Source organism: Alkaliphilus pronyensis (assembly GCF_009017275.1).
Lineage (GTDB): Bacteria > Bacillota > Clostridia > Peptostreptococcales > Natronincolaceae > Alkaliphilus_C > Alkaliphilus_C pronyensis.
The window spans coordinates 1-22,596 of the sequence record NZ_WBZC01000031.1; the positions used below are offsets into that span (position 1 = coordinate 1).

The 22,596-nt window shown below is 33.8% G+C and carries 28 protein-coding genes; 26 read left to right on the plus strand and 2 right to left on the minus strand.

Annotated features, from left to right (window positions below; translation table 11 throughout):
- Positions 1-452, minus strand: a 452-nt coding sequence (locus F8154_RS09245; RefSeq protein ID WP_192930231.1) for an S-layer homology domain-containing protein, incomplete at its 3' end; no start/stop codon positions are given.
- A gap of 475 nt (positions 453-927) precedes the next feature.
- Between F8154_RS09245 and F8154_RS15090 the strand changes: the two genes are divergently transcribed.
- From F8154_RS15090 to F8154_RS09285, 9 genes are all read left to right on the plus strand, one after another.
- Complete coding sequence (locus tag F8154_RS15090; protein ID WP_192930232.1) at positions 928-1,113, plus strand: hypothetical protein; 186 nt, start codon at positions 928-930, stop codon at positions 1,111-1,113.
- 313 nt (positions 1,114-1,426) lie between these two features.
- A complete protein-coding gene (locus F8154_RS09250) occupies positions 1,427-2,734 on the plus strand; it encodes a dihydroorotase (RefSeq protein WP_151861339.1) in 1,308 nt (435 codons plus the stop codon).
- Entirely contained in the window at positions 2,724-3,659 is a 936-nt protein-coding gene (gene pyrF, locus F8154_RS09255) for an orotidine-5'-phosphate decarboxylase (protein ID WP_151861340.1), read from the plus strand. Before F8154_RS09250 ends, pyrF begins: the two co-directional genes overlap by 11 nt.
- Positions 3,660-3,687: 28 nt before the next feature.
- Positions 3,688-4,773, plus strand: a complete 1,086-nt coding sequence (locus F8154_RS09260) for a carbamoyl phosphate synthase small subunit (protein WP_151861341.1) — start codon at positions 3,688-3,690, stop codon at positions 4,771-4,773.
- On the plus strand, positions 4,752-7,964 hold the full coding sequence (gene carB, locus F8154_RS09265) for a carbamoyl-phosphate synthase large subunit (protein WP_151861342.1): 3,213 nt from the start codon (positions 4,752-4,754) through the stop codon (positions 7,962-7,964). Before F8154_RS09260 ends, carB begins: the two co-directional genes overlap by 22 nt.
- Positions 7,965-8,732, plus strand: a complete 768-nt coding sequence (locus tag F8154_RS09270; protein ID WP_151861343.1) for a dihydroorotate dehydrogenase electron transfer subunit — start codon at positions 7,965-7,967, stop codon at positions 8,730-8,732.
- The gene (locus F8154_RS09275) at positions 8,725-9,639 is read left to right on the plus strand and encodes a dihydroorotate dehydrogenase (RefSeq protein WP_151861344.1); all 915 of its coding nucleotides are present in this window, start codon (positions 8,725-8,727) and stop codon (positions 9,637-9,639) included. The genes F8154_RS09270 and F8154_RS09275 overlap by 8 nt, the downstream gene beginning before the upstream one ends.
- Before the next feature lie 12 nt (positions 9,640-9,651).
- On the plus strand, positions 9,652-10,236 hold the full coding sequence (gene pyrE, locus F8154_RS09280; protein ID WP_151861345.1) for an orotate phosphoribosyltransferase: 585 nt from the start codon (positions 9,652-9,654) through the stop codon (positions 10,234-10,236).
- Between the two features lie 152 nt (positions 10,237-10,388).
- Entirely contained in the window at positions 10,389-10,958 is a 570-nt protein-coding gene (locus tag F8154_RS09285; protein WP_151861346.1) for a hypothetical protein, read from the plus strand.
- A 118-nt stretch (positions 10,959-11,076) separates the two neighbouring features.
- Here the strand turns inward: F8154_RS09285 and F8154_RS09290 are convergent, their stop codons facing one another.
- Positions 11,077-12,585, minus strand: a complete 1,509-nt coding sequence (locus F8154_RS09290) for a WG repeat-containing protein (protein WP_151861347.1) — start codon at positions 12,583-12,585, stop codon at positions 11,077-11,079.
- A gap of 233 nt (positions 12,586-12,818) precedes the next feature.
- Here F8154_RS09290 and F8154_RS09295 point away from each other — a divergent pair, with 233 nt between their 5' ends.
- From F8154_RS09295 to F8154_RS09360, 17 genes are all read left to right on the plus strand, one after another.
- Positions 12,819-13,586, plus strand: a complete 768-nt coding sequence (locus tag F8154_RS09295) for a DUF2087 domain-containing protein (protein WP_151861348.1) — start codon at positions 12,819-12,821, stop codon at positions 13,584-13,586.
- Positions 13,587-13,792: 206 nt separating this feature from the next.
- Positions 13,793-14,239, plus strand: coding sequence for a hypothetical protein (locus F8154_RS09300; RefSeq protein WP_151861349.1), 447 nt, complete (start codon positions 13,793-13,795; stop codon positions 14,237-14,239).
- A gap of 147 nt (positions 14,240-14,386) precedes the next feature.
- A complete protein-coding gene (locus F8154_RS09305) occupies positions 14,387-15,109 on the plus strand; it encodes a LytR/AlgR family response regulator transcription factor (RefSeq protein ID WP_192930233.1) in 723 nt (240 codons plus the stop codon).
- Positions 15,110-15,119: 10 nt separating this feature from the next.
- Positions 15,120-16,436, plus strand: coding sequence for a sensor histidine kinase (locus tag F8154_RS09310; RefSeq protein ID WP_151861351.1), 1,317 nt, complete (start codon positions 15,120-15,122; stop codon positions 16,434-16,436).
- 132 nt (positions 16,437-16,568) lie between these two features.
- Entirely contained in the window at positions 16,569-17,162 is a 594-nt protein-coding gene (locus F8154_RS09315) for an accessory gene regulator ArgB-like protein (protein WP_151861352.1), read from the plus strand.
- Entirely contained in the window at positions 17,163-17,282 is a 120-nt protein-coding gene (locus F8154_RS09320) for a cyclic lactone autoinducer peptide (protein WP_151861353.1), read from the plus strand.
- Positions 17,283-17,375: 93 nt separating this feature from the next.
- Positions 17,376-18,284 (plus strand): DUF5050 domain-containing protein, encoded by a 909-nt coding sequence (locus F8154_RS09325; protein ID WP_151861354.1) that lies wholly within the window; start codon positions 17,376-17,378, stop codon positions 18,282-18,284.
- A 131-nt stretch (positions 18,285-18,415) separates the two neighbouring features.
- Positions 18,416-19,183 (plus strand): YIP1 family protein, encoded by a 768-nt coding sequence (locus tag F8154_RS09330; protein WP_151861355.1) that lies wholly within the window; start codon positions 18,416-18,418, stop codon positions 19,181-19,183.
- Positions 19,184-19,361: 178 nt separating this feature from the next.
- Positions 19,362-20,264, plus strand: a complete 903-nt coding sequence (locus F8154_RS09335) for a phosphatidylserine decarboxylase (protein ID WP_151861356.1) — start codon at positions 19,362-19,364, stop codon at positions 20,262-20,264.
- Between the two features lie 350 nt (positions 20,265-20,614).
- Positions 20,615-20,773, plus strand: a complete 159-nt coding sequence (locus tag F8154_RS15095) for a hypothetical protein (RefSeq protein ID WP_192930234.1) — start codon at positions 20,615-20,617, stop codon at positions 20,771-20,773.
- A gap of 12 nt (positions 20,774-20,785) precedes the next feature.
- Positions 20,786-21,007 carry a hypothetical protein gene (locus tag F8154_RS09340; protein ID WP_151861357.1) on the plus strand — a complete coding sequence of 74 codons (222 nt, stop codon included), beginning with the start codon at positions 20,786-20,788 and terminating at the stop codon, positions 21,005-21,007.
- Between the two features lie 11 nt (positions 21,008-21,018).
- On the plus strand, positions 21,019-21,225 hold the full coding sequence (locus tag F8154_RS09345) for a hypothetical protein (RefSeq protein WP_151861358.1): 207 nt from the start codon (positions 21,019-21,021) through the stop codon (positions 21,223-21,225).
- Positions 21,226-21,353: 128 nt separating this feature from the next.
- Positions 21,354-21,521, plus strand: a complete 168-nt coding sequence (locus F8154_RS15100; RefSeq protein ID WP_192930235.1) for a hypothetical protein — start codon at positions 21,354-21,356, stop codon at positions 21,519-21,521.
- Positions 21,522-21,543: 22 nt separating this feature from the next.
- Positions 21,544-21,852 (plus strand): hypothetical protein, encoded by a 309-nt coding sequence (locus F8154_RS09350; RefSeq protein ID WP_151861359.1) that lies wholly within the window; start codon positions 21,544-21,546, stop codon positions 21,850-21,852.
- A 23-nt stretch (positions 21,853-21,875) separates the two neighbouring features.
- Positions 21,876-22,049 (plus strand): hypothetical protein, encoded by a 174-nt coding sequence (locus tag F8154_RS15105; protein WP_192930236.1) that lies wholly within the window; start codon positions 21,876-21,878, stop codon positions 22,047-22,049.
- A gap of 5 nt (positions 22,050-22,054) precedes the next feature.
- Positions 22,055-22,339, plus strand: coding sequence for a hypothetical protein (locus tag F8154_RS09355; protein WP_151861360.1), 285 nt, complete (start codon positions 22,055-22,057; stop codon positions 22,337-22,339).
- Complete coding sequence (locus F8154_RS09360; protein WP_151861361.1) at positions 22,332-22,589, plus strand: hypothetical protein; 258 nt, start codon at positions 22,332-22,334, stop codon at positions 22,587-22,589. The genes F8154_RS09355 and F8154_RS09360 overlap by 8 nt, the downstream gene beginning before the upstream one ends.
- The last annotated feature ends 7 nt before the right edge of the window (positions 22,590-22,596 follow it).

Sequence of the window (22,596 nt, forward strand, 5' to 3'; positions counted from 1 at the left end):
AAAACTGAATAGTCTCTGGCATTTTCCTTAAAGGCTTCACCCCTTGCTTCAACAGCCCTAACTATAATTTTAGCCATTTGATAACGGTTAATTGGTTTGTTTAAGTCATCTTCCCTATACTCTCCACCATCTATATAGCCTAGCTTTTCAGCTTCTCTAATATAGTTCATTCCCCAGTGTTCATCTTCTGCTATAGGCTCTTCTTCATGTAATGTGGCAACTACAGTTTTAATAAATTCAGCCTGTGTCATGGTTCTATTGGGCTTAAAGGTTCCATTGGAGTAACCCTCTATACCTCCCATTTCAACAAGCTTTGCTACTGTTGGTGCAAACCAGTCGCCTTTACTTACATCACTAAATCGATTAACTGTTTCATTAATACTTCCGTAGGTAATTGTTAAGGTTGATGCTAAAACCATAGTAATTAAAATAAATAGTATTGCTTTTCTCATTATTAAACTCCTCCTTTAAAATGTAACAAAATAACAAAGAATGACTTTACTAATTTGTTAATTTATGGATTTTATTACTATGGTTATTATAGCATTATATTTTTCTATTAACAACCGAAAAAACCATAAAAGCAAGTAATAAGGAATAGGGAATAAGTAAGTAAAGAATCAAAACCATAAAAGAAAATTAAAAGTTAAAAGTTAAAAATGCAAACAACAAAATAATAATTGAAAATTGAAAATGGAAAATTACAAATCACAATTAAGAATTAAGAGTTAAGAATTATGTATTAAGAGTTAAGAGTTAAAAATGAAAAACCCCAAATAAAGAAATGTTGAATGTTGAATGAATAATCAAAAAAGAAAAACTTAAAAACAGAAAACAAAACATTACATTAAAAGAAAAATACAAACCTTAAAACTAATTTAAAGTACAAAACCAAAGCAAAAGCATAGTGTGAAATGGTCAAGCTGTTTGCGGCATAAGCTAGTAGAGGGTGATGCTTTGCTGGTTACAGTAATACAAGGTGAAAAAGACTCAGCTGAACTACAGACAATATTTATTGCCCAGACAATTCACCATAAAATAATGGATATGCCAGAGGAATTATGGATAAAGGCCTATGAAGAAATATTAAAGGAAATTAAAAGCACAATATAAGCATTTACTGTTGACATAAATAATTTCCTGTGCTAATATTATCTAAATGTGTGTATACCTTTAATTTGGTCCAGAGAGGCCAGAAAGGAAGATGATTATGAGAATGTCAAATGCAACTCATTGTTTTTGCTATGTAAAAGTACATTATTGTAAGGATAACATAAGAACCGTAGGAAATAAGAGTTTCTTGTTTAATTTTTCTATTGATAAAGAAATATTGGAAAAGATAAGAGCAATAGAGGGAAGATAAAAATCTTCTTTCCATTGCTCTTTTTGTTTGCTTATTTAAGAAAAATTTGGAAGGAGGTTTACCATGAAGCTATTAATTAAGAATGGAAGGATTATTGACCCAGCTTCGAAAACAGACAAAAAAGCAGATGTACTATTGATAGATGGAAGAATTGCTGAAGTAAAAGAAAACATCAATATTGAAGCAGCTGAGGTTATAAATGCGGAAGGTAAGTGGGTGGTTCCTGGCTTAATCGACATCCACGTACATTTAAGGGAGCCTGGTTATGAGCATAAGGAAAATGTATTGACCGGCTGTAAAAGTGCAGTAATGGGTGGCTTTACTACCATTTGCTGTATGCCAAATACAAAGCCTGTAATTGACTCAACAGAAGTAATTGATTTCATCAATAAGAAGACTAAAGTGGCAGACCTAATAAGGGTTTTACCAATAGGTAGTATTACAATAGGGCAACAGGGAAAAGAGTTAGCCCCCATAAAAGATATGCTTGAAGCAGGAATATGTGCCATAAGTGAGGATGGTAAGACAGTAATGGATACAGGGCTAATGGAGAGGGCTATGTCATTAGCCGCCCAATTAAACATAGGAGTATTTTCCCACTGTGAAGACCATGAAATAGCACAAAATGGAGTAATGAATGGAGGAGAATTAGCAAAAAGGCTAAAGCTACAGGGGATACCAAGTGCTGCTGAAGATAACATAACCAAAAGAGATATACAACTTGCTAAAAAAACAGGTGCTAAGCTTCATTTATGCCATGTAAGCACTAAGGCTTCAGTAAAGTATATAAAAGAAGCAAAGCTTAGGGGAGAGAATGTAACGGCAGAGGTCTGCCCCCATCATTTCACCCTAACAGAAGAAGCAGTAATGAGTAAAGATCCCAATACTAAAATGAACCCACCCCTAAGAAGCAGAGGGGATGTAGAAGAGATAATTAGAGGATTAAAGGAGGGTACCATTGATGTAATAGCAACAGATCATGCTCCCCATCACGCAGATGAAAAGTCTGTTGGCTTTGAGGAGGCTCCCTTTGGAATTGTTGGTTTAGAAACAGCTGTTGCTCTAGGAATATCAGAGCTAGTAAATAAAAATGTCTTAACACCTATGGAGCTTATAGAGAAAATGAGCACCAATCCAGCCCGAATATTGGGGATAGAGGGTGGCAGCCTAGAGGTTGGAAAAAGAGGAGATATAACAATAATAGATCCCGAGGCTGAGTACCAAATTGATAAAAACAAATTCCTATCAAAAAGTAAAAATACACCTTTTAACAATCGTCTAGTACAGGGGAAAGTTACCCATACAATTGTAGCAGGTAAAGTGGTTATGGAAAATGGAAAATTGAAGGGAGAGACTGAAAATGATAGATAGACTTATAGAAAAGATTAAAGAAAAGGAAAGTCCAATTGTAGTAGGACTAGACCCAAGATTAAGCTTTGTTCCAGAGTGGATTAAGGAAGAATGCTATGGAGAATACGGAAAAACTCCAAAGGCAGCAGCAGAAGCATTCTTAAAATTCAACATGGAAATAATTGATGCTACCTATGATTTAGTTCCAGCAGTAAAGCCTCAAATTGCAATGTATGAGCAATATGGTGCCCATGGAATAGAAGCATATATAAAAACGATAGAGTATTCCAAGAAAAAGAGCTTAATTGTAATAGGTGATATTAAAAGAGGAGATATAGCATCCACAGCAGAGGCATATTCCCATGGTCACATAGGAAGAGTTGGAGTAGAGGAGATGGAATTTGAAATCTACAAAGAGGATGCTATAACCATAAATCCATATTTAGGCTTCGATTCTATTGAGCCCTTTTTAGCAGATTGTAGTAGGTATGACAAAGGCTTATTCCTTTTGGTTAAGACATCAAACCCCAATAGTGGTGAAATACAAAACTTAGATATAGGTGGTGAGCTGCTATATGAAAGAATCGGACAGCTTGTATCGAAATGGGGTAAAGGCTTAATCGGAGCCTCTGGCTACAATAGCATTGGAGCAGTAGTAGGTGCCACCCATCCTGAGGAGGCAAAGAAATTAAGGAAAATAATGCCCAATACCTATTTTCTTGTACCAGGCTATGGGGCTCAGGGAGCAACAGCAGCCGATTTAGCAGGTTGCTTTAATAAAGATGGGCTAGGAGCAATTATAAATTCTTCAAGAGGAATTATAGCTGCCCATAAAAGTAAAGAGTACGAAAACAAGTTTTCAAAAAAAGACTTTGCTTTGGCATCAAGAGAGGCAGTTATTAAGATGAAGCAGGACTTACAAAATGTATTAAGGACATTTGTATAACATTTTAACTATAGGAAGAGGTGGAGAAATGAAGGCAAAACTAATACTAGAAAATGGAACTGTCTTTATAGGCAAGGCTTTTGGACATATAGACGAAACATTGGGAGAAGTTGTTTTCAACACTGCTATGACAGGCTATCAAGAGGTTTTGACGGATCCCTCCTATACAGGGCAAATTGTCACCATGACTTACCCACTAATAGGAAATTACGGAATTAATTTAGAGGATAATGAGTCTACTGCCCCGAAGGTAAAGGGATTAATTGTTAGAGAAAGGGCTACAAAGCCAAGCCATTGGCGATGCGAGATGGATATAGATGGATATTTAAAGCATCATAGAATTATGGCTATAGAAGGGATTGACACTAGAGCCTTAACAAAGATTATCAGAACCCAGGGTACCATGAAGGGAATAATAATCACCAGTGAAATGAAGGAAAGTGAAGTACAACAAAGGTTTAACTCCTTCTGTAATAAAGAAGCAGTAAAAAGGGTTACAGCTAAAGAGATATATAACATTGAAGGAAATGGAAAGAAGATTGCAGTATTAGACTTTGGTGTAAAACAGAATATAATAGCCTCCCTAAGAAGAAGAAACTGCAATATTACAGTATTCCCAGCCTACTCAAAGGCAAAGGAGATTTTAAGCATAAATCCAGATGGAATACTTCTTTCAAACGGACCAGGAGACCCAAAGGATTTACCAGAGATAATTTATACTGTTAAAGAACTAATGAAGCAAAAACCAATATTCGGTATATGCTTAGGTCATCAGCTTTTAAGCCTTGCCTTAGGTGGAGATACAGAAAAGCTAAAGTATGGACATAGGGGCTGTAATCATCCTGTTAAGGATATAAACAATAACAGAGTATATATAACATCACAAAATCATGGATATGTAGTAAAAAGCCATAGTCTTCCAGAGGATGTAATTATAAGTCATATAAACCTAAATGACAATTCCATAGAGGGTATACAGCATGTGAAATTACCTTTGCTAAGCGTACAATTTCATCCAGAAGCTTCACCGGGACCAAAGGAAAATGATTATTTATTTGACAGATTTTTAGGAATGGTAAAGGAGGAGAAGGTATGCCAAGGGATAACAGCATAAAAAAAGTACTGGTTATTGGATCGGGTCCTATTATCATTGGACAAGCAGCAGAGTTTGACTATGCAGGAACTCAAGCCTGTAAAGCCCTTAAAGAAGAAGGAATTGAGGTTGTATTAGTTAATAGCAATCCTGCCACAATAATGACTGACAAAGAAGTAGCTAATAAAATATACATTGAACCCCTAACCATAGAATTTATTGAAAAGGTCATTGAAAAGGAAAAGCCCGATAGTCTTATTGCGGGAATGGGTGGACAAACAGGCTTAAACCTAGCTGTAGAATTACATGATAGGGGTATCCTAGAAAAACACAATGTAAGAATTATTGGTACCTCCATTGCTTCAATAAAGCAGGGGGAGGACAGAGAATTATTTCAGAAGCTTATGAAGAAAATTAATCAGCCGGTTATAGAGGGTAAGATTGTTACAAACCTTGAAGAGGGCTTGCAACTTGCCGAAGAAATTGGGTATCCAGTAGTGGTTAGACCAGCCTATACCTTAGGAGGAGCAGGAGGAGGTATAGCAGAAGAAAAGGAAGCCCTAAGAGAAATTTTGGCACAAGGACTTCAGTTAAGTCGTGTTGGACAGGTTTTGATTGAAAGATCAATAAAGGGCTGGAAGGAAATTGAATATGAAGTAATGCGTGATGGTGATGGAAATTGCATTACTGTATGTAATATGGAAAACCTTGATCCTGTGGGAGTCCATACAGGAGACAGTATAGTAATTGCCCCTTCTCAAACCTTGACAGATAAAGAATACCAAATGTTAAGAAGTGCAGCAATTGATATTATAAACGCTATTAATATAGAAGGCGGCTGCAATGTACAGCTGGCTCTTGACCCTAAAAGCTTAGATTATATAGTTATTGAAATAAACCCTAGGGTTAGTCGCTCCTCTGCATTAGCATCTAAGGTGACGGGTTATCCCATTGCAAAGGTAGCAGCTAAAATTGCATTAGGCTACAGCTTAGACGAGATATTGAACACAGTTACTGGAAAAACCTACTCCTGCTTTGAGCCAACCCTAGACTATGTAGTTATCAAGATACCCAAATGGCCATTTGAAAAGTTCTCTGGAGTAACGAAAAGTCTGGGAACAAAGATGATGGCAACAGGTGAGACTATGGCAATTGCAAACAACTTTGAAGCCGCATTGCTTAAGGGCATTAGATCATTGGAAATAGGACAATACAATCTGGAAAGAAAAGCCTCAAAGGAAAAGAGCTTAGAGGAGCTAAAAAGAAGAGTACAGGTACCAGATGATGAACGGATTTTTGATATAGCAGAGATGCTACGAAGAAATTACAGGGTAGATAAAGCCTGCGAAATAACAGGAATGGATGTATTCTTTATAGAAAAGCTTAGGGATATTGTTATGGAGGAGGAAAAGCTAAAGGAGACTAAGCTAGAGGATTTAACCTATGATAGACTACATTGGTTAAAGAGAAAGGGCTTTTCTGACAAAGGAATAGCAGACCTAATGAATATTTCACCAGAAAAAATATACAAGCTAAGAAAGAGCTTTGGGATAGAAGCAGTTTATAAAATGGTGGATACCTGTGGTGGAGAGTTTGATGCAATATCCCCCTATTATTACTCAACCTATGATGAAATAGATGAAGTAGAGGTATCGGAAAGAAAAAAGGTGTTGGTGGTGGGCTCTGGACCTATTAGAATAGGGCAAGGTATTGAATTTGATTATTGCTCTGTCCATTGTGTTATAGCTTTGAAGGCCATGGGAATAGAAACAATTATAGTTAATAATAATCCTGAAACAGTAAGTACGGATTTTGATATATCCGACAAGCTTTATTTTGAGCCATTAACTGAAGAGGATGTACTAAACATAATTGAGAAAGAAAGGCCAGATGGAGTAGTCCTTCAATTTGGAGGACAAACGGCTATAAAACTAGCAGGTTTTTTAAGGGAAATGAATATACCAATTTTGGGAACACAGCCTCAACAGATAGATATGGCAGAGGACAGAGAAAAATTTGATACAATGCTGGAGGAACTAAATATAAAAAGGCCTAAAGGTAAAGGAATATGGAAGGTTGAGGAGGGACTAGAGGAGGCAAAAAAGCTTGGTTACCCTGTGCTAGTTAGACCCTCCTATGTGTTAGGAGGACAGGGCATGGAAATAACCTATGGAGAAGGGGAGCTTAAACCATATCTTGAGGAGGCCCTACAAAGAGACAAGAAAAACCCTGTGCTTATAGATAGCTACCTGTTGGGGAAGGAAATTGAAATAGATGCAATATGTGACGGAGAAGAGGTTTTAATACCTGGAATAATGGAGCATTTAGAAAGGGCTGGTGTCCATTCTGGTGACAGTATAACTATTTTTCCAAGCAACAATATCTCCAATAAGATAGAAGAAAAAATACTGAGCTATACAAAAAAAATAGCCAAGAGTCTTAAGGTTAAGGGCATGATAAATATTCAGTTTATTGAATACCAAGAGGATTTATATGTTATTGAGGTAAACCCCAGGTCCAGTCGAACTGTTCCCTATATAAGCAAAGTAAGTGGGGTACCTGTTATTAACCTAGCAACAAGAGTAATGATGGGGGAAAAGCTAAAAAACCTTAAGTATGGTACAGGAATATATAAAAAGCCCCAGCTGGTGGCGGTAAAGGTACCGGTTTTCTCCACAGAAAAGCTTCCAATGGCAGAAATAAGCCTAGGTCCCGAAATGAAGTCAACTGGTGAGGTTTTAGGTGTGGGAAAAAGCTTTTCTGAAGCTATGCTTAAAGGGTTTACAGCCGCTGGAGTAAAGCTGCCAAAAGAAAAGGGTAATATAATAGTTACAATAAATGACCATCATAAACAGGAATTTCTGCCACTGGCAAAGAATTTTATTAAATTAGGCTATCAATTATTTGCAACAGAGGGAACAGCAAAGTTTTTAGAGGCTAATGGCTTACAAACCACTAGGGTTAAGAAAATACAAGAGGGAGTACCCAATATATTAGATTTAATAAGAAGTGGAACAGTAGATTTAATAATTAATACACCTACAAAGGGCAAGGATAGCAAAAGGGACGGCTTTAGGATAAGAAGAACAGCTGTAGAAACATCTGTAAAGGTGTTGACCTCATTAGACACAGCCAACACTATGCTTAAGCTCATTGAAAAAAATGTTTCAATAGATTCCCTAGAGGCAATAGAAATAGGAGGTGGAGATTAATTGAAGAAAAAACTAACGGCAATCATAAAGAAAAATCAACAAATTGCACATGGAATGTTTGAGATGCTTTTATCAGTGGGAGAAATAGCAGCTTTAGCCTCCCCGGGGCAGTTCATAAATCTTTATAGCAATAGAAAAGACCTGTTACTACCAAGACCCATCAGTATTTGTGAAATAGACAAAGAAAAGGGCTTCATTAAGCTTGTATATGCAGTTGTGGGGAAGGGAACATCCGATATCAGCAAAATGCATGTGGGGGATATTATAGAAGTAATGGGTCCACTGGGCAATGGCTTTACAATTTCTAAAGAGATAAAGGGACACATAATAATAGGAGGTGGAATTGGAGTACCACCCCTATTAGAGCTGGCTAAAGGACTAACAGGTGAAATGTCAGTGTATTTAGGCTTTAGATGTGAGCCAATACTGGTGGAGGAGTTTAAAAAATATACTGATAAGGTCTACATTGCAACTGAAGATGGAGGCTGGGGAATAAAAGGGAATGTAATAGGCCTACTAAAAAGCAATCACCCAAAGGGTGAAATGATATATAGCTGTGGACCAAAGCCAATGCTAAAGGCTGTTGCAAGTTGGGCAGAAGATAATGATATAAAGGCACAGCTTTCATTAGAAGAAAGAATGGCCTGTGGTATAGGAGCCTGTTTAGTATGTACCTGCAAAGCTAAGGATAATAACGATTGGCAATACAAAAGGGTATGTAAGGATGGACCAGTTTTCCTTAGAGAAGAGGTGATTTGGAATGAATAGACCGGGTCTTAAAGTAAATATAGCTGGAGTAGAGCTAAAAAACCCCGTAATGACAGCATCTGGCACCTTTGGTTCGGGGCTAGAATACGGTGAATATGTTGATTTAAACAAACTAGGAGGAGTAGTTACAAAGGGGGTGGCCAGTATCCCATGGAAGGGAAATGCCGGTGTTAGGGTGGCAGAAACCTACGGTGGAATGCTAAATAGCGTGGGACTACAAAACCCAGGAATAGAAGAATTTATTAAGAAGGACATTCCATTCCTAAGAAAGCATGATACAAAAATAGTTGTCAATATAGCTGGAAAAACCCTAGAGGAGTATTGTAGTGTGGTGGAAAGACTTGCAGGAGAGGATGTAGATTTACTTGAGCTAAATATATCCTGTCCTAATGTAAAAGAGGGTGGAGTTTGCTTTGGAACCGACACAAAAATGGTGGAATATATGGTGAAGGAAGTTAAAAAAATTGCAAAGCAACCACTTATAGTAAAGCTTACACCTAATGTTACAGATATTGTCTCTATTGCAAAGGCAGCGGAGGCAGCAGGGGCAGATGCAATTTCATTAATTAACACCCTGTTAGGTATGGCAATTGATATTCATAAAAGAAGGCCAGTTTTAGGTAATATTGTAGGTGGCCTGTCGGGACCTGCAATAAAGCCAGTGGCCCTTCGAATGGTATATCAAGCTGCTAATGCAGTAAAGGTACCGATCATTGGTATGGGGGGTATAATGACGGGAGAAGATGCTATAGAATTTCTTTTAGCTGGGGCAACAGCAATTGCTGTCGGTACAGCAAATTTTGTTAACCCTAGAGCCACTATTGATATATTAAATGGAATTGAAGACTATATTATAAAGCATAAGGAAAAAGACATTACATCTATTATAGGTAGCTTAAACAAATAAGGAGGTAGTAAAGTGTTAAATAAAGAGAGGGTTTTAGAAATTTTTAAAGAAACAAATATGCTATTGGAGGGACACTTCCTCTTAACATCTGGAAGACACAGTAATCAATATATGCAGTGTGCTAGACTACTTCAGTACCCCTGGTATACAGAGGAAATTACAGCAGGGCTGGCAGAGGAGTTTATAAATGATAACATAGACATAGTAATAGGTCCAGCAATGGGAGGGATTATATTAGCCTATGAGTTAGCAAGAAAGCTAAAGGCCATCAACATATTTGCAGAAAGAGAAAATGGCACTATGACCTTAAGAAGAGGCTTCACTATTCCAAAGGGAGCTAGAGTGTTGGTGGCAGAGGATGTAATAACCACCGGTGGCTCAGTAAGAGAAACCATTGATATAGTTAAAGAACATGGGGGGGGATTAGTGGGAGTTGCTTTGCTGGTGGATAGAAGCAACGGTAAAATTGATTTTGGAACAAAGCAAAGGGCTGCATTGACAACAGAGGTAAAATCTTATACAGCAGAAGAATGTCCTATATGTAAAGAAGGTAACTTTGAATTAGTAAAGCCTGGTAGTAGGAAAGTAAACCTATAGTTTTGGTAATGATTTCTTTAATAGGAAAACAGCTATCTCTATTGCAAACGCAAATCATAATTTTCCCTTTGGTTTATCTCTAAATTTATGGAAACAACCATACAACTATATAATATAAACATAAAGTAGAAAAATTTGTTGGAGGGGTGATTATGAAAAAAGGGCTGAAAAGATTTATATGGATTTTGCTATTAGCAGCATTAGTTATAGTTTTGCATCCCAAAAAATATGAAATCGATAAGGCTGTAGTTGGAAATAAGATATCTATGGAAAGCAAAGAAAAAAGTAAGCCAATAGAGATTTCTATTAAAGGTGTTTATAATTGGAATTGGTTTTCAGACGATACCTTTGAAGGGCAAATAATATTAGAGGGTTACGAGATAACCCAAGAAGGTCTTATGAAAATAACCTTTAATAAAACAAGAGGAGTGTACCCAATAGAAGAAAGCTATGGGATTATGGACTATTATTGGGAAGATGAAACATATGAAAGCTCTATATCTCAGGCACCCAGATATGATATTGCTATGTTTGGGTTTTTGAGTATGGACAGAAGGGCAGATGATATAATTATTCTGATTTATCCAAATTGGCCAATGGATAGAGAGGATTGGGATGAATTTAGATTAGGGCCAGTTAATAGGGGAACAGTTGTTACTTATCCCAAACGAGACTTTGAAGAAATTAAGGAAAGGGTTAATATACGTAAGGAAGAACCGTAATTTTCCAAATTATTGCTCTTTACCAAAGGGCAAAATGATTACAACATGTATAAGCATCAATAGATTAAAGCTTTTATCTGCAGATATTATCAGGGGGAAGATACCCCCCCTAATAATATCAGTAATTTAAGCTCTCTTGATTATTATTAATGTAATACCATCCGTCCTTTTCCTTTACCCTTGCATATCCTTCTGAAAATTTACCTACATCTTCGTATTTAGCATCAATCACTAACTCACCCTGATTGTTTGCAAAGCCCCAAAACTCACCTTCCTTTATACCAATCAATTCTTCAGAAAAGCTACCATGTATATTATCTCTAGGTAAAAAGTCTATAATTATATTACCCTTAAGGTCGGTAAAGCCAATCATATTTTCTTTTATCAACTTAATAACATTGGTATCTGTATATACCCGTATACTATCATAGTCAGGTTCAATTATAGTTGTATTAGAATTAATATCAACTATACCCTTTTTACCATTTTCTTCGACAATGCAATAGGAAGTATTTGAATCAACTTTCTTTATAGAATCATAAATAGGCTCTAATAGAATATCGCCTTTTTCGTTAACCAAACCATACCTATTATCTTTTATAACACGACCATAACCATATTCAAAGGGTAAGGTTAAATCAAATTGTAAATCAGTAATTAGCTCTCCCTCCATATTAATATAGCCTGCTCCTTCATTAAATATTTGAACAGCAGAAATGCCATCAGTAGGAGGTACAACTGTATGGAACTGGGGTTCAAGTATTATAGTACCTGTCCTGTCAATCATTCCCCATTTACCATTTGAACTAAAAAATCCCTTGTCATCATAAAAGCCGTCGAAGTCATCAAAATCCATCTCAAAAACAATGGTTCCATCTCTATTTATTAGACCGCTGAAATCTTTGTTTTTTACGAAGGCTTCTCCCTCTATAAAGTAGCGAACTCCATCATAAATAGCTGGAATTACCTCTTCACCCATTGGATTTAAGTAACCCCATTTTGATCCTGTAGTAAAGGCAGCCCTATTATCCTTAAAGGGTCCAATATCCTTATACTTAAATTCAGTTTCAATATTCTCCTTAAAGTTAATTACTTTAAAATTACCATCAAGACCCACTGCAAATATATCAGGTGACAAAAGTACTATTTCTTGATATATAGGTTCAAGAACAACTCCTTCTCTTACATGAATAAGCCCAGTTCCGTTCCCCTTCTTAACAATAAAATACTCTTCTTCATATGATGAATCTGTATCTATATCAAAATATATTGGGTTTAATGAGAATGTATAAATAAGAGATGGCAATACCATATCGTATATAGGCTTTACAATGGTATTGCCCTGATTGTCTATACACCCTAATTTAGAATCCATAGATATCATAGCTAGACCATCACTAAAGTCGTGGGCTTCATCATAAATAGGTTTAATGATTACTTCACCTTTACTGTCAATATATCCCCATTTTTCATCGATTTTTATTGCTGCTAACCCCCCGCTAAAATCTTTAGCTTCATGGAAGAATTCATATTTAGATTTAGATTCTAGCGGACTTTGGCATCCTATTAATGTAAAGGCAATTACTATAACCACACTAATAAGCATTAAACTGTGATTTCTCTTCATAAATTCTGACTCCCTTTCTAACTTATTAAATTAAACAACTAATGACATTATACAATATTTAACAGGGTTTTACTACCAAATTCAAAAAAAAAACATAAATGAAAGAATATACTAATTATACCTAAGCAACTTAATTTTTTTAAGTTTATACTAATCACATAATTAAAGTTGACAAAACACAAACTATATAATAATATGTCTATATAATAACTAAACATTAGGAGAATTTGTTTATGCAAAAATTAAGTGAAATGTTTTGGCGGGCATCGGTTGAAGAAATAACCAAAGGATATGTATATGATGAAAAAGAGAAGCTGTATATTTGCCTTATATGCGGTGAAGCCTTTGAAAAGGGCATAATTTATACACCTGATAACAATAAATATTTTGAAGCTGAGAAATATGCCAGTTATCACGTTAGTAAAGAGCATAGCTCAATGTTTGAGTATTTAATTAATCTAAACAAGAAGCTTACTGGTTTAACAGATCACCAAAAAAATCTACTAAAATACTTTTATGAAGGCTATAGTGATTCAGATATTGTTAAAGCTACTGGGGGTGGAAGTACATCTACAGTAAGAAATCATCGCTTTACCCTTAGAGAGAAGGAAAAACAGGCAAAAATATTTTTAGCTATAATGCAGCTGTTGGAGAGAAACCATTCTCCAAAGGAAAAATTTATTACTATACATAGGGGGGCAACCATGATTGATGAGCGTTATGCTACAACAGAGGAAGAAAAGCAAAAAATATTAAAGGCTTATTTTAGAGAAGGACTTGATGGGCCATTAGAAAATTTTCCAGCAAGGAAGGAAAAAAGAAAAATTGTAATTCTAAGTCATATCGCAAAAAAGTTTAAGACAGGAGTCAAATATTCAGAAAAAGAAGTTAATGACATACTAAAAAACATCTATGAGGATTATGTATTGATAAGAAGATATTTAATTCAATATGGATTTTTAGATCGTGAAAGGGATTGTAGCCAATATTGGGTTAAATAGTACTTCACATAATTCAACTTTTGTGGTAATATATGTATGTATTAGCATGAAAAGTATTTTGCAGATATAGCTTTATTACTGCCTTTATATTAAATATTATGAATATTGTTACGTTTTTGTAAATTGTAAACCGTTACATAAAGGTCTAAAATAGTTTATAATAAACAAGAGTAGAAGTATTTAGCAGGTAACTAGGGGGGATTAAAATGGAGAAAATATCAGACTTTATAGAAAATATTTTTTCTGTTAGCTACACTAAGCAAACAAGGGGAAAAACATTTTTTGCATTAGTACTTGCAGTTATTGGTGTTTTTATGCTACCAATTTTCTTCAAAATTGAAGATTATAACTATGCTAAGTATAAAGAGGAATATTCGTTAGCCGAAGAAATTGTTAATGAGTATTACAGCCAGAGTAATACTTATCCTATTGGGGGTCCTATTGAATGGGATAAAGAAAAGAAGCTATATAAGTTTTTTAAAGAGGGCAACTTAAACATGAATCGCAGGCTTTACTATATTAATGCAGACCTTGTTCCAGAAATAAAGGATTTTAAGCATAAATATCTAGTAGATATTGACAAAGGCACACTATATACACAAAAATCTGTAGCCTACAGATTTAGAAGATGGCACTTTGCCCTTTTAGAATAGATTTTAAATGTAGCAGTGGATATATAATAAAACGCAAAAATACCTGTTTCACTAAGCAGGTATTTTTGTGTTTTATTTGTCGAAAATAGAGGAAAAAATAATTTATTAGCGAATAGATAATATGGATTAAGCAAGGAGGATTTGATAGTGAAGATTACTATCGCAATTTGTGATGATCAGCCTAAACAGGTGAATTTATTAAAAAGCTATATTGAAGAAGTAAAGCCACCATTTAATGTGGAGTTTCTAGAGGCATACAGTGGAGAAGAACTATTATATAAACTAGATGAAAAATGGATAGATGTATTCTTTCTTGATATAGAAATGAAGAGACTAAACGGAATAGAGACAGGACGTGCTATTAGAGAAAAATTTCCTGATTCCATAATTGTGTTTATTACCGGCTATAGAAACTATGCTTTAGAAGCCTTTGAGGTATATTCCCTTCAATATATTTTAAAGCCCATAACAATAGAAAAAATGAAGCAGCTAATGGGTAAAATCACCCTAAGAATTGAAGAAAAAAATGCCTTAAACACTAGAAATAAAGTATTTACTTTTAAGAATAAGGAAGAGGTAGTGCAGCTGCAATATAATGATATATACTTCTTTGAAAAGCAATTAAGAAGGATAAGAATATGTGCAAAAAAAGGCGACTTTAAGTTCTATGGAACCATGAAGGTATTATTAGAGGAGCTGGACTCTGACTCTTTTATACAATGTCAACAGGGGTTTATTGTTAGTAAAGCTAAAATACTAGAAGTAAAGGACTACTTTATTTACTTTCGAGATATAAAAGAAAAGGTTCCAATTAGTAGAAGGTTTAAGAAAAAAGTTGTTGAAGCATTTGAAGAAAACCTTTTTAGATAGGAGTGATGTAATGGATGGTATGATTATGAACCTTGCTACCAGTACAATTGATACATTTCTTATTTATTACTCTATTCAAACATTGGCTAAGGAAAAGCCCAGAATTATTTATATTATCCCTGCGGTGGCTACAGTAATACTATTAAATACATTTTCAAATATAGTTTTTGGTTTAGCCAATGCCATTGCTACTCTAATTGTACTTTTTTTGACTTCATTAATTTATTCACTAATATTAAAAAAAGGTCCGTTATATATTTTCTCATTAACTCTAATTACTGCAGTACTTATTTTTGCAATTGAAATAATATTTATTAATATAATTGTAATTGTATTTGGCTTATCACCTGCCGACCTTTTATCGGTAAACCTCTATAAGATATTGGCAATTATTATAACGAAATCTCTATTTTTTATAATAATTCGGTATGGCTTAAGTAAGATAAATGTACAAAGAGCCTTTGATAGAAAGGCTATTGTTCCCATAACTGTAGTATTATTATTTAATATGATTATTACCTTTATGACCTTTCTTTTGTTTAAAAACATAGAGATAACATCATTAATAGATTACATTAGTTTAATAGGTATGGCGGCAGGTACTATTACCTTTAGCTGGGTTGTAATAATGATAATGAGAAGAATTATAGCTCAAAATGAAAAAGAATTGATATGGACCATGAGGGAAAAAGAATATCAAAATCAAAGGGTTTACTTCAGTAGCCTTGAAGAAATAGTTAACACCATGAAGGCACAAAGGCATGACTTTAATAATCATATTAGTATAATTTATGGAATGATACACCTTGGGAAAAACAAAGAGGCAGAAAAATACATAAAGGAGCTAGGGGAAAGTGTCTCTGAATTAAACGATATAGTACAGGTAAACCATCCAGTTATTACAGCCTTAGTTAATGTAAAAAAGCAGAAGTCCAGTAGTGAAGGAATTACAATGGACTTAGATATAGAGCTTCCACAAGAACTGTCCTTCGATTATATAGACCTATCTATTATTTTGGGAAATTTACTGGATAATGCAATTGAAGCAGGTAAAGAAGCCGATGAAAAGGAAATAGATGTACGTTTATATACTAAGGGTAATTACATGATAATAAATATAGTCAATACCAAGTCACAGGTAAACATTTATCAAGAAAATGATGGCAGCAATAGATTCACATCCAAGAAGGATTCAGACAATCATGGCTTTGGACTATTAAATGTTAAACAGGTTGTCTATAGATATAAGGGTATAATAAGAATTGAGGATAAAGGGGATTTATTTGAGGTAAATATTGCTTTACCCTTAGGGGATGATGGATATTAAATTCATCATCTTTTTACTTTCATTCACCAAATATAGCAATAAACATACCGATGATGAAAAAAAGCTTGTTTCAAGAATGATTAAATAGTATACTTACTGTGTATATATTTATGTTTTTGGGGGGAGTGTCAAATGATTAATGAATGGGCACAAAATGTTGCAAAGGCCCTTGAAACAAACAGCCTTATAGATAGTGAAGAAATAGATTACTATAGATTTGGGCTAGAGTTAATTATCATTGTTTTATTAAAAACAACGGGTATTCTAGTACTATCATTACTACTAGGTGTACTTATAGAGTCAATCGTGTTTATTATCTTTTTCAGCTCCCTAAGGGTACAGGCTGGGGGTAGTCATTCACAATCCCCATTAAAATGCTTTATTATAACTTGTTTGATTACCTTTACTGCTGTCTATATAGGAAGGCTAATACCAATTAATTATTATCGGATAATTCAGATTATTCTAATTATAAGCTCTTTATTAGCTGTTTACATATTCGCACCAAAGGACACACCAAATAGAAGATTAGATGCGGAAGAGAAAAAGACCTATAGAAAAAGAAGCCTTATAACTGCCGTAATAGCCAGTGTAGTCATAGTTGGCATTGGGTATTTAATACCTAGCTGGCACTATTATGGTAATATAGCAGCATTGGCTTTAGCCTTTGAAGGGGTTACACTAATACCAATTAACATAAAATCAAATTTTAAGGAGGTGTTTTGAATGAAAAAAATGATCCTGAATTCGATTGCTGATGTAGCTTTGGTTGTTGCAAATGTTGGAACTGGTATAAACTGCATAGGTTTCCTTTATACGCCTAAGTTTCCAAAAATAAAAAAATAAGAATATTACTAAAAAGGTGTCTAGCTAGACACCTTTTTTAATGCTAAGTAACTAATAGACTTGAATCTATTATCAAGGAGGAATTAGATAAAAATGAGGAAAAGCATAATTATATTTCTAATTTTTCTAAGTTTAATTAGTTTAACAGGGTGTAATTTAAGTAAAATCAATATACAGGATGATAATTCTTCTAACATAGCTAATGGTATGACATTTTTTGAGTATAACAATCATATTTATCATAGTGGCATGAATGGAATATTCAAGTTTAATATGAACATGAAAAACAGCAAAAGAATTATTGAGGGTAATTTTTCTACTATTAACATTGACAATGACTGGATATATACAGGTTTGTATTCAAAAGATAGACAGGGAATATACAGAGTAAAAATAGATGGTTCTACATTAGAGGAGTTAACTAATTTACCTGGAACCTTTATTAACAAAAAAGATAATTATCTATATTTTTCTTATAATGGTATAAATAAATTAAATATAGAAAATAAAAAAATTGAAAAACTGGCAGAAGATAACTCACGCTATATGTATATATTTGAAAACTCTTTATATTATATCAACCTATCAGATAATAGCAAGTTATACAAGATAAACTTAGCAACTGATGAAAAGAAGGTAATAATAGAAGATGAAATTACTTTTATGGTAATGGAAGGAGATTCTATTTATTATTTATCCGATGGATACATTAAAAAGATTAAAGCTAATGGAAATGAAAATACAGTTATAAGAGAAAATGAGGGAGTTGTGAGTTGGTTAAATGTAAAAGATGGAATTATCTATTTTTCAGAGCGTGACCTGAAAGATAATGCTTGGAAAGTCTATAAAATAGACCCCAATAAACAAGAAACTATGCTTATACATGAGGGTATAGCCAAAAACTTAAATATTGTAGATAAATATATATTTTATTACTCAGAAGGTAATTATCATAGAATGAAGTTAGACGGTAGTGATAATGAAACTGTGAAGGTACAATAAAGATAATGTTGATAAATACCTTTTTTAATGAATAAAAATAATTAAATCTTTATTTTTTTTTGTTTTATATAAAAAAATATAAGATTCATGTTATAATTAATGGGAAAGTTTGTTAATTAGGAGGGAATAAAATGAATGAAAAGAAAGAGTTAGAAAAAGACATGCAGGAGGAAATGGATAATACAACTGAGCTAATGGATGAAGAAGTAGAAGAAAAGCTTTCTTTGGGAGAAAAGCTAAAGTACTTTTTCAGTGAGCCTTCTAAAACAATGGAGGACTTAGCTTTAAACCCAATTATTTATCCAATATTTATTATTGCAGTAATATTTATGATGCTTATAATTCCAAAAGTCAATATGCTGGTGGATTACTCTATACCACAAATAATTGAGTCTTACCGGCAGCAGGGGGTAAACATAACAGCCTCCGAACTACCAGCTACAGTTATAACCATGACGAAGGTAGGCCTTATAATAGGAGGATTCATTACTCCTTTAATAGGCTGGGTTTTGAACAGTGTTGTTATAATCATACTTGCTCTTATTACAAGATGTAAAGGTCGTTTAAAAGGTGTGTTATCTGTAGTGGCCTTTTCCAGTATTATTTCTGTAATAGGGGAGGCTATTAGAACCATTATTGCACTTATTACTGGTAATCCAGAAGTAAATACATCTTTAGTTTCCATTGGACAATTAATTAATCCTAATATGGCGACAGACAATCCAATATTATATAGTGTTATGGGTAGCTTTGAGATTTTCAACTTAATATTCTTATATTTTGTTGCCCTAGGCCTTACATATGTATATAAAATTAGCCTTAAAAAGGCAGCGGCCATATCCTATGGTAATTGGGCATTAATGGTTATCATTGTTCTTGGAATTGGGCAATTGTTTTAACAAAACAATGTAAAAATCTTTAAAACATCAATTAGTGAGCTGCTCCCTTTAAGCTATAGCTGTAAAAGGGAGCTTCATTTTGCTTGTGGTTTGTTTTTTTATATAAAATCTTGTTTTTGTTTTTTAATAATTTATAGTATAATTTATAGACAATAATTTTTTTAGACAGGGTGATAAAATGAGGGTATGTTTTATTGATCGTGAAACTGGTAAGTTAAAGGTTGAAACAGTAGCAGGGGAAAAATACCTTAAGTGGCTGTATGATACTAATATTGGAAAGTCGTTTTTAGAATATGTAATAAAGAAAAGGATATTTTCAAGGCTTATGGGTTTATATATGGATACCCCTTTAAGCAAAAAGAAGATTCCATCCTTCATAAACGACCTTTCTATAAATATGTCAGAGGCCCTAGATGAAAACATTACTAGCTATAAAAACTTCAATGAGTTTTTTATTAGAAGGCTAAAAGAAGAAGCAAGACCTATTGCTATGGATAAGAATAAGCTAATGTCCACTGCTGATGGAAGAGTTTTAGCCTATGACAACATAGATATAAATAAAGTTGTTCAGGTGAAGGGGATTGAATACACCCTTTCAGAACTTATCGGAGATAGTGAACTAGCAAATGATTACAATGGTGGTGCATGTATTATAACTAGGCTAAACCCTTCAGACTACCATAGATTTCACTTTCCTGATACTGGCATACCTAGGAAAAGCAAGTCAATAAAGGGCAGCCTATACTCTGTAAATCCTTTGGCATTAAGTAAAATACAAAAACTCTATTGTAAAAATCAAAGAGAAGTAGCAATTTTTCAATCAGATAACTTTCAAGAAATAATAATGATAGAAGTAGGTGCAACCTGTGTTGGAACAATAGTGCAAACCTATGAAAAGGATAAGCCTGTTTTAAAGGGTGATGAAAAGGGTTATTTTAAGTTCGGTGGTTCCACTACTATCATGTTTTTTAAAAAGGCAGTTGTAAAAATAGATTCCGATTTATTAGAAAACACATTAAAAGGTTACGAAACAAAGGTTTATATGGGAGAAGCTATAGGAACAAAGCTTGTACTAAGTTAACAGCTATTACTGGTTGTTTTAGACTGATGAAAAAGCCCCATTTTCTTTGTTACTTCAAAATCCTAGCACGCTTAAAAAACTTAGAGGCAGGATGTATGAGGCTAGAGATAAGAGTTTTTGATTTCTCTGAAGCTTCTAACCTCAAACTTCTAGCTTCTCAAGTTTACGTGGCAATGCTAGGATTTTTTTGTGCCTCGAAACTAAGACTTTTTCATCAGTCTACCATTTTGAAGACTTTGTGTAAAATATAGAACAGCTAATAATAACTGTTTTTTGTGTCAAAATATAGAGCCTAACATAATATGTAGTGCAAAAACAATAACTAATCATTATTTAAAGGAGGTTATTATATGTCAGATATATTCTTCGCAAGTGTTATAAATCAAAAAGCTGTAAATCAAACAGCTCAACAGATTCTTGTGATTATCGCAGCTCAAATTCTAAATATTATTGAAGCACAATTTGGTTTCTCAACTAATCAGGATAATGATGAGTTAGACATCAAGTAGGGAGGTATAGTAATGAGTAGTTTACCAAATCCAAACAAATTAAAGAACCTATCAAAGAAGTTTGGTCATATTGCCTGTGGAGATATACTTGTAGCAGGGGTTATTAATCAAAAGGCAATAAATCAAAATGCTCAACAGATACTAGCAGTTGTTGCTGTTCAGGCAACAAATATTATCGAAGCACAACTTGGTTTTTCAACCAACAAAGACGACGATCAAATAATAGCTTTATAGGAGGGGAATGTATGAAAATAGGGTTTAGTAAAACAGGCTTAACAATAAACTCCAAGAAATTTCATCCTCTAAATTTAGCTGTTAAAGGATATGGATTGGAGTCGAATCTCGAGGATTTAGAAACGGATCCTTTTGAACTATTGGAGAAATTAGCTAAAGCAAAAGATGCAGAAATGACTAAGGAACAAAAGGTAAATATCTTAAAGGATATTCTTTAATAATTACAACTAATCAGTATAATGATGACATTTATGTATAATTAATGTGATAATTAAGGAAATTCCTTTTTGTGACTAAAAGGAATTTCCTTTCAAATAAATGTAGTTCCTTATGGGGAGGGGTAATAATGACACATAAAACCGACGAGAAGGCTGTAAAAAAAAGTAGCGGTGATGTTTACATGCAAGCCGACATAATAGATCAAATAAATGCCAATCAACAATCAAATATGACGCTCTCTGCCTATTCAACTATAACACAGTCTTATTCAAGCATAAAAATTAACAGTGCATAGCTTATGTATAGGAGGATTCAAAATGTCTATAAAGGAAAAACCTAGTCCTAATTGGATTACAGTAAAGAATCTTAGAAATAATGGAAAAGAGCCAAAGAGTATTACTATCGACTATAATGGTAATGTGTATATTGATGGAGAGCCTTTTGACGAAAGCAACTCAAGATATGAAAATTTAAGTGTAGATGTAGAAAAGCATAATAGGATAAGTACTGGTGAAGAAACACAAAAAATGTTTAAAAAATTTCAAGAGGCCAGTGAGGGTGAAATAGTTACAATTAAAGATGAAAAAGATAAAAACAAGAGGGAAAAAACAACCATTAAGTATTAGTAGTTTTTAAAGGGGAGATAAAGGTGGATAGTATAAAACTTAAAACCTGTGAGTTTGAGATAAATAAGTATATTAATTTAAACAAGAATATAGGAGAGCTAATGTTGGAACTGGCATCAATTAAAGGAAATGGTAACATAAGTAATGATGAAAAAAGAGCTTATGTAGAAGAAGCAATAAAAAAATATTTGGAGTGATGGATTTGAATAATATACCGGTTTCCTTAAACTTATCAAATCAAGGTAATCTTAAGGATTGCAAAGCAGTAAAATTACTTCAATACAACTACCTTCTTATATTTAATTTTAAGGACAATAATCCCATACTTAACCCATTAAGAATAAAGCTCATGAAATCAGGTGAGCTATTAGTTGAAGGCTTAGAGGAGATTAACATTAATGACAATGGGGTTAAGTTCTATTCAGATAAAAAGGAAACTCACTCCTTAGACATTAAATTAAAGGAAGTGGGGGAAAAAAATGAGTGATACAAAGAATATAAGCTTTATGATAAATGCATCCAATCAAGCAAACATATATAAAACAGAAAACAATAACACACTACAAATAAACTCCATATTTCTTTTTGTGGATGGCTATAAACTAGAAGCCTTAGAATTGGAGGAGCTCCAGCTGGAAATAAAAATTGACAAGGATGGAAATTTTATTATAGAAAACAACATGTATCAGCCTATAGAAATAAAGGATGGTGTAAAACTGTTGGCATTAGTAAAATAAAGAGGGT

Coding starts and splice junctions, on each gene's coding strand:
- carB (WP_151861342.1), top strand. CDS start 4,752: ATGCCAAGGGATAACAGCATAAAAAAAGTACTGGTTATTGGATCGGGT.
- F8154_RS09315 (WP_151861352.1), top strand. CDS start 16,569: ATGATTAATGAATGGGCACAAAATGTTGCAAAGGCCCTTGAAACAAAC.
- F8154_RS09275 (WP_151861344.1), top strand. CDS start 8,725: ATGAATAGACCGGGTCTTAAAGTAAATATAGCTGGAGTAGAGCTAAAA.
- F8154_RS09260 (WP_151861341.1), top strand. CDS start 3,688: ATGAAGGCAAAACTAATACTAGAAAATGGAACTGTCTTTATAGGCAAG.
- F8154_RS09285 (WP_151861346.1), top strand. CDS start 10,389: ATGAAAAAAGGGCTGAAAAGATTTATATGGATTTTGCTATTAGCAGCA.
- F8154_RS09340 (WP_151861357.1), top strand. CDS start 20,786: ATGAGTAGTTTACCAAATCCAAACAAATTAAAGAACCTATCAAAGAAG.
- F8154_RS09300 (WP_151861349.1), top strand. CDS start 13,793: ATGGAGAAAATATCAGACTTTATAGAAAATATTTTTTCTGTTAGCTAC.
- pyrF (WP_151861340.1), top strand. CDS start 2,724: ATGATAGATAGACTTATAGAAAAGATTAAAGAAAAGGAAAGTCCAATT.
- F8154_RS09320 (WP_151861353.1), top strand. CDS start 17,163: ATGAAAAAAATGATCCTGAATTCGATTGCTGATGTAGCTTTGGTTGTT.
- F8154_RS09295 (WP_151861348.1), top strand. CDS start 12,819: ATGCAAAAATTAAGTGAAATGTTTTGGCGGGCATCGGTTGAAGAAATA.
- F8154_RS09290 (WP_151861347.1), bottom strand. CDS start 12,585: ATGAAGAGAAATCACAGTTTAATGCTTATTAGTGTGGTTATAGTAATT.
- F8154_RS09345 (WP_151861358.1), top strand. CDS start 21,019: ATGAAAATAGGGTTTAGTAAAACAGGCTTAACAATAAACTCCAAGAAA.
- F8154_RS09360 (WP_151861361.1), top strand. CDS start 22,332: ATGAGTGATACAAAGAATATAAGCTTTATGATAAATGCATCCAATCAA.
- F8154_RS15100 (WP_192930235.1), top strand. CDS start 21,354: ATGACACATAAAACCGACGAGAAGGCTGTAAAAAAAAGTAGCGGTGAT.
- F8154_RS15095 (WP_192930234.1), top strand. CDS start 20,615: ATGTCAGATATATTCTTCGCAAGTGTTATAAATCAAAAAGCTGTAAAT.
- F8154_RS09310 (WP_151861351.1), top strand. CDS start 15,120: ATGGATGGTATGATTATGAACCTTGCTACCAGTACAATTGATACATTT.
- F8154_RS09250 (WP_151861339.1), top strand. CDS start 1,427: ATGAAGCTATTAATTAAGAATGGAAGGATTATTGACCCAGCTTCGAAA.
- F8154_RS09325 (WP_151861354.1), top strand. CDS start 17,376: ATGAGGAAAAGCATAATTATATTTCTAATTTTTCTAAGTTTAATTAGT.
- F8154_RS09335 (WP_151861356.1), top strand. CDS start 19,362: ATGAGGGTATGTTTTATTGATCGTGAAACTGGTAAGTTAAAGGTTGAA.
- F8154_RS09330 (WP_151861355.1), top strand. CDS start 18,416: ATGAATGAAAAGAAAGAGTTAGAAAAAGACATGCAGGAGGAAATGGAT.
- F8154_RS09350 (WP_151861359.1), top strand. CDS start 21,544: ATGTCTATAAAGGAAAAACCTAGTCCTAATTGGATTACAGTAAAGAAT.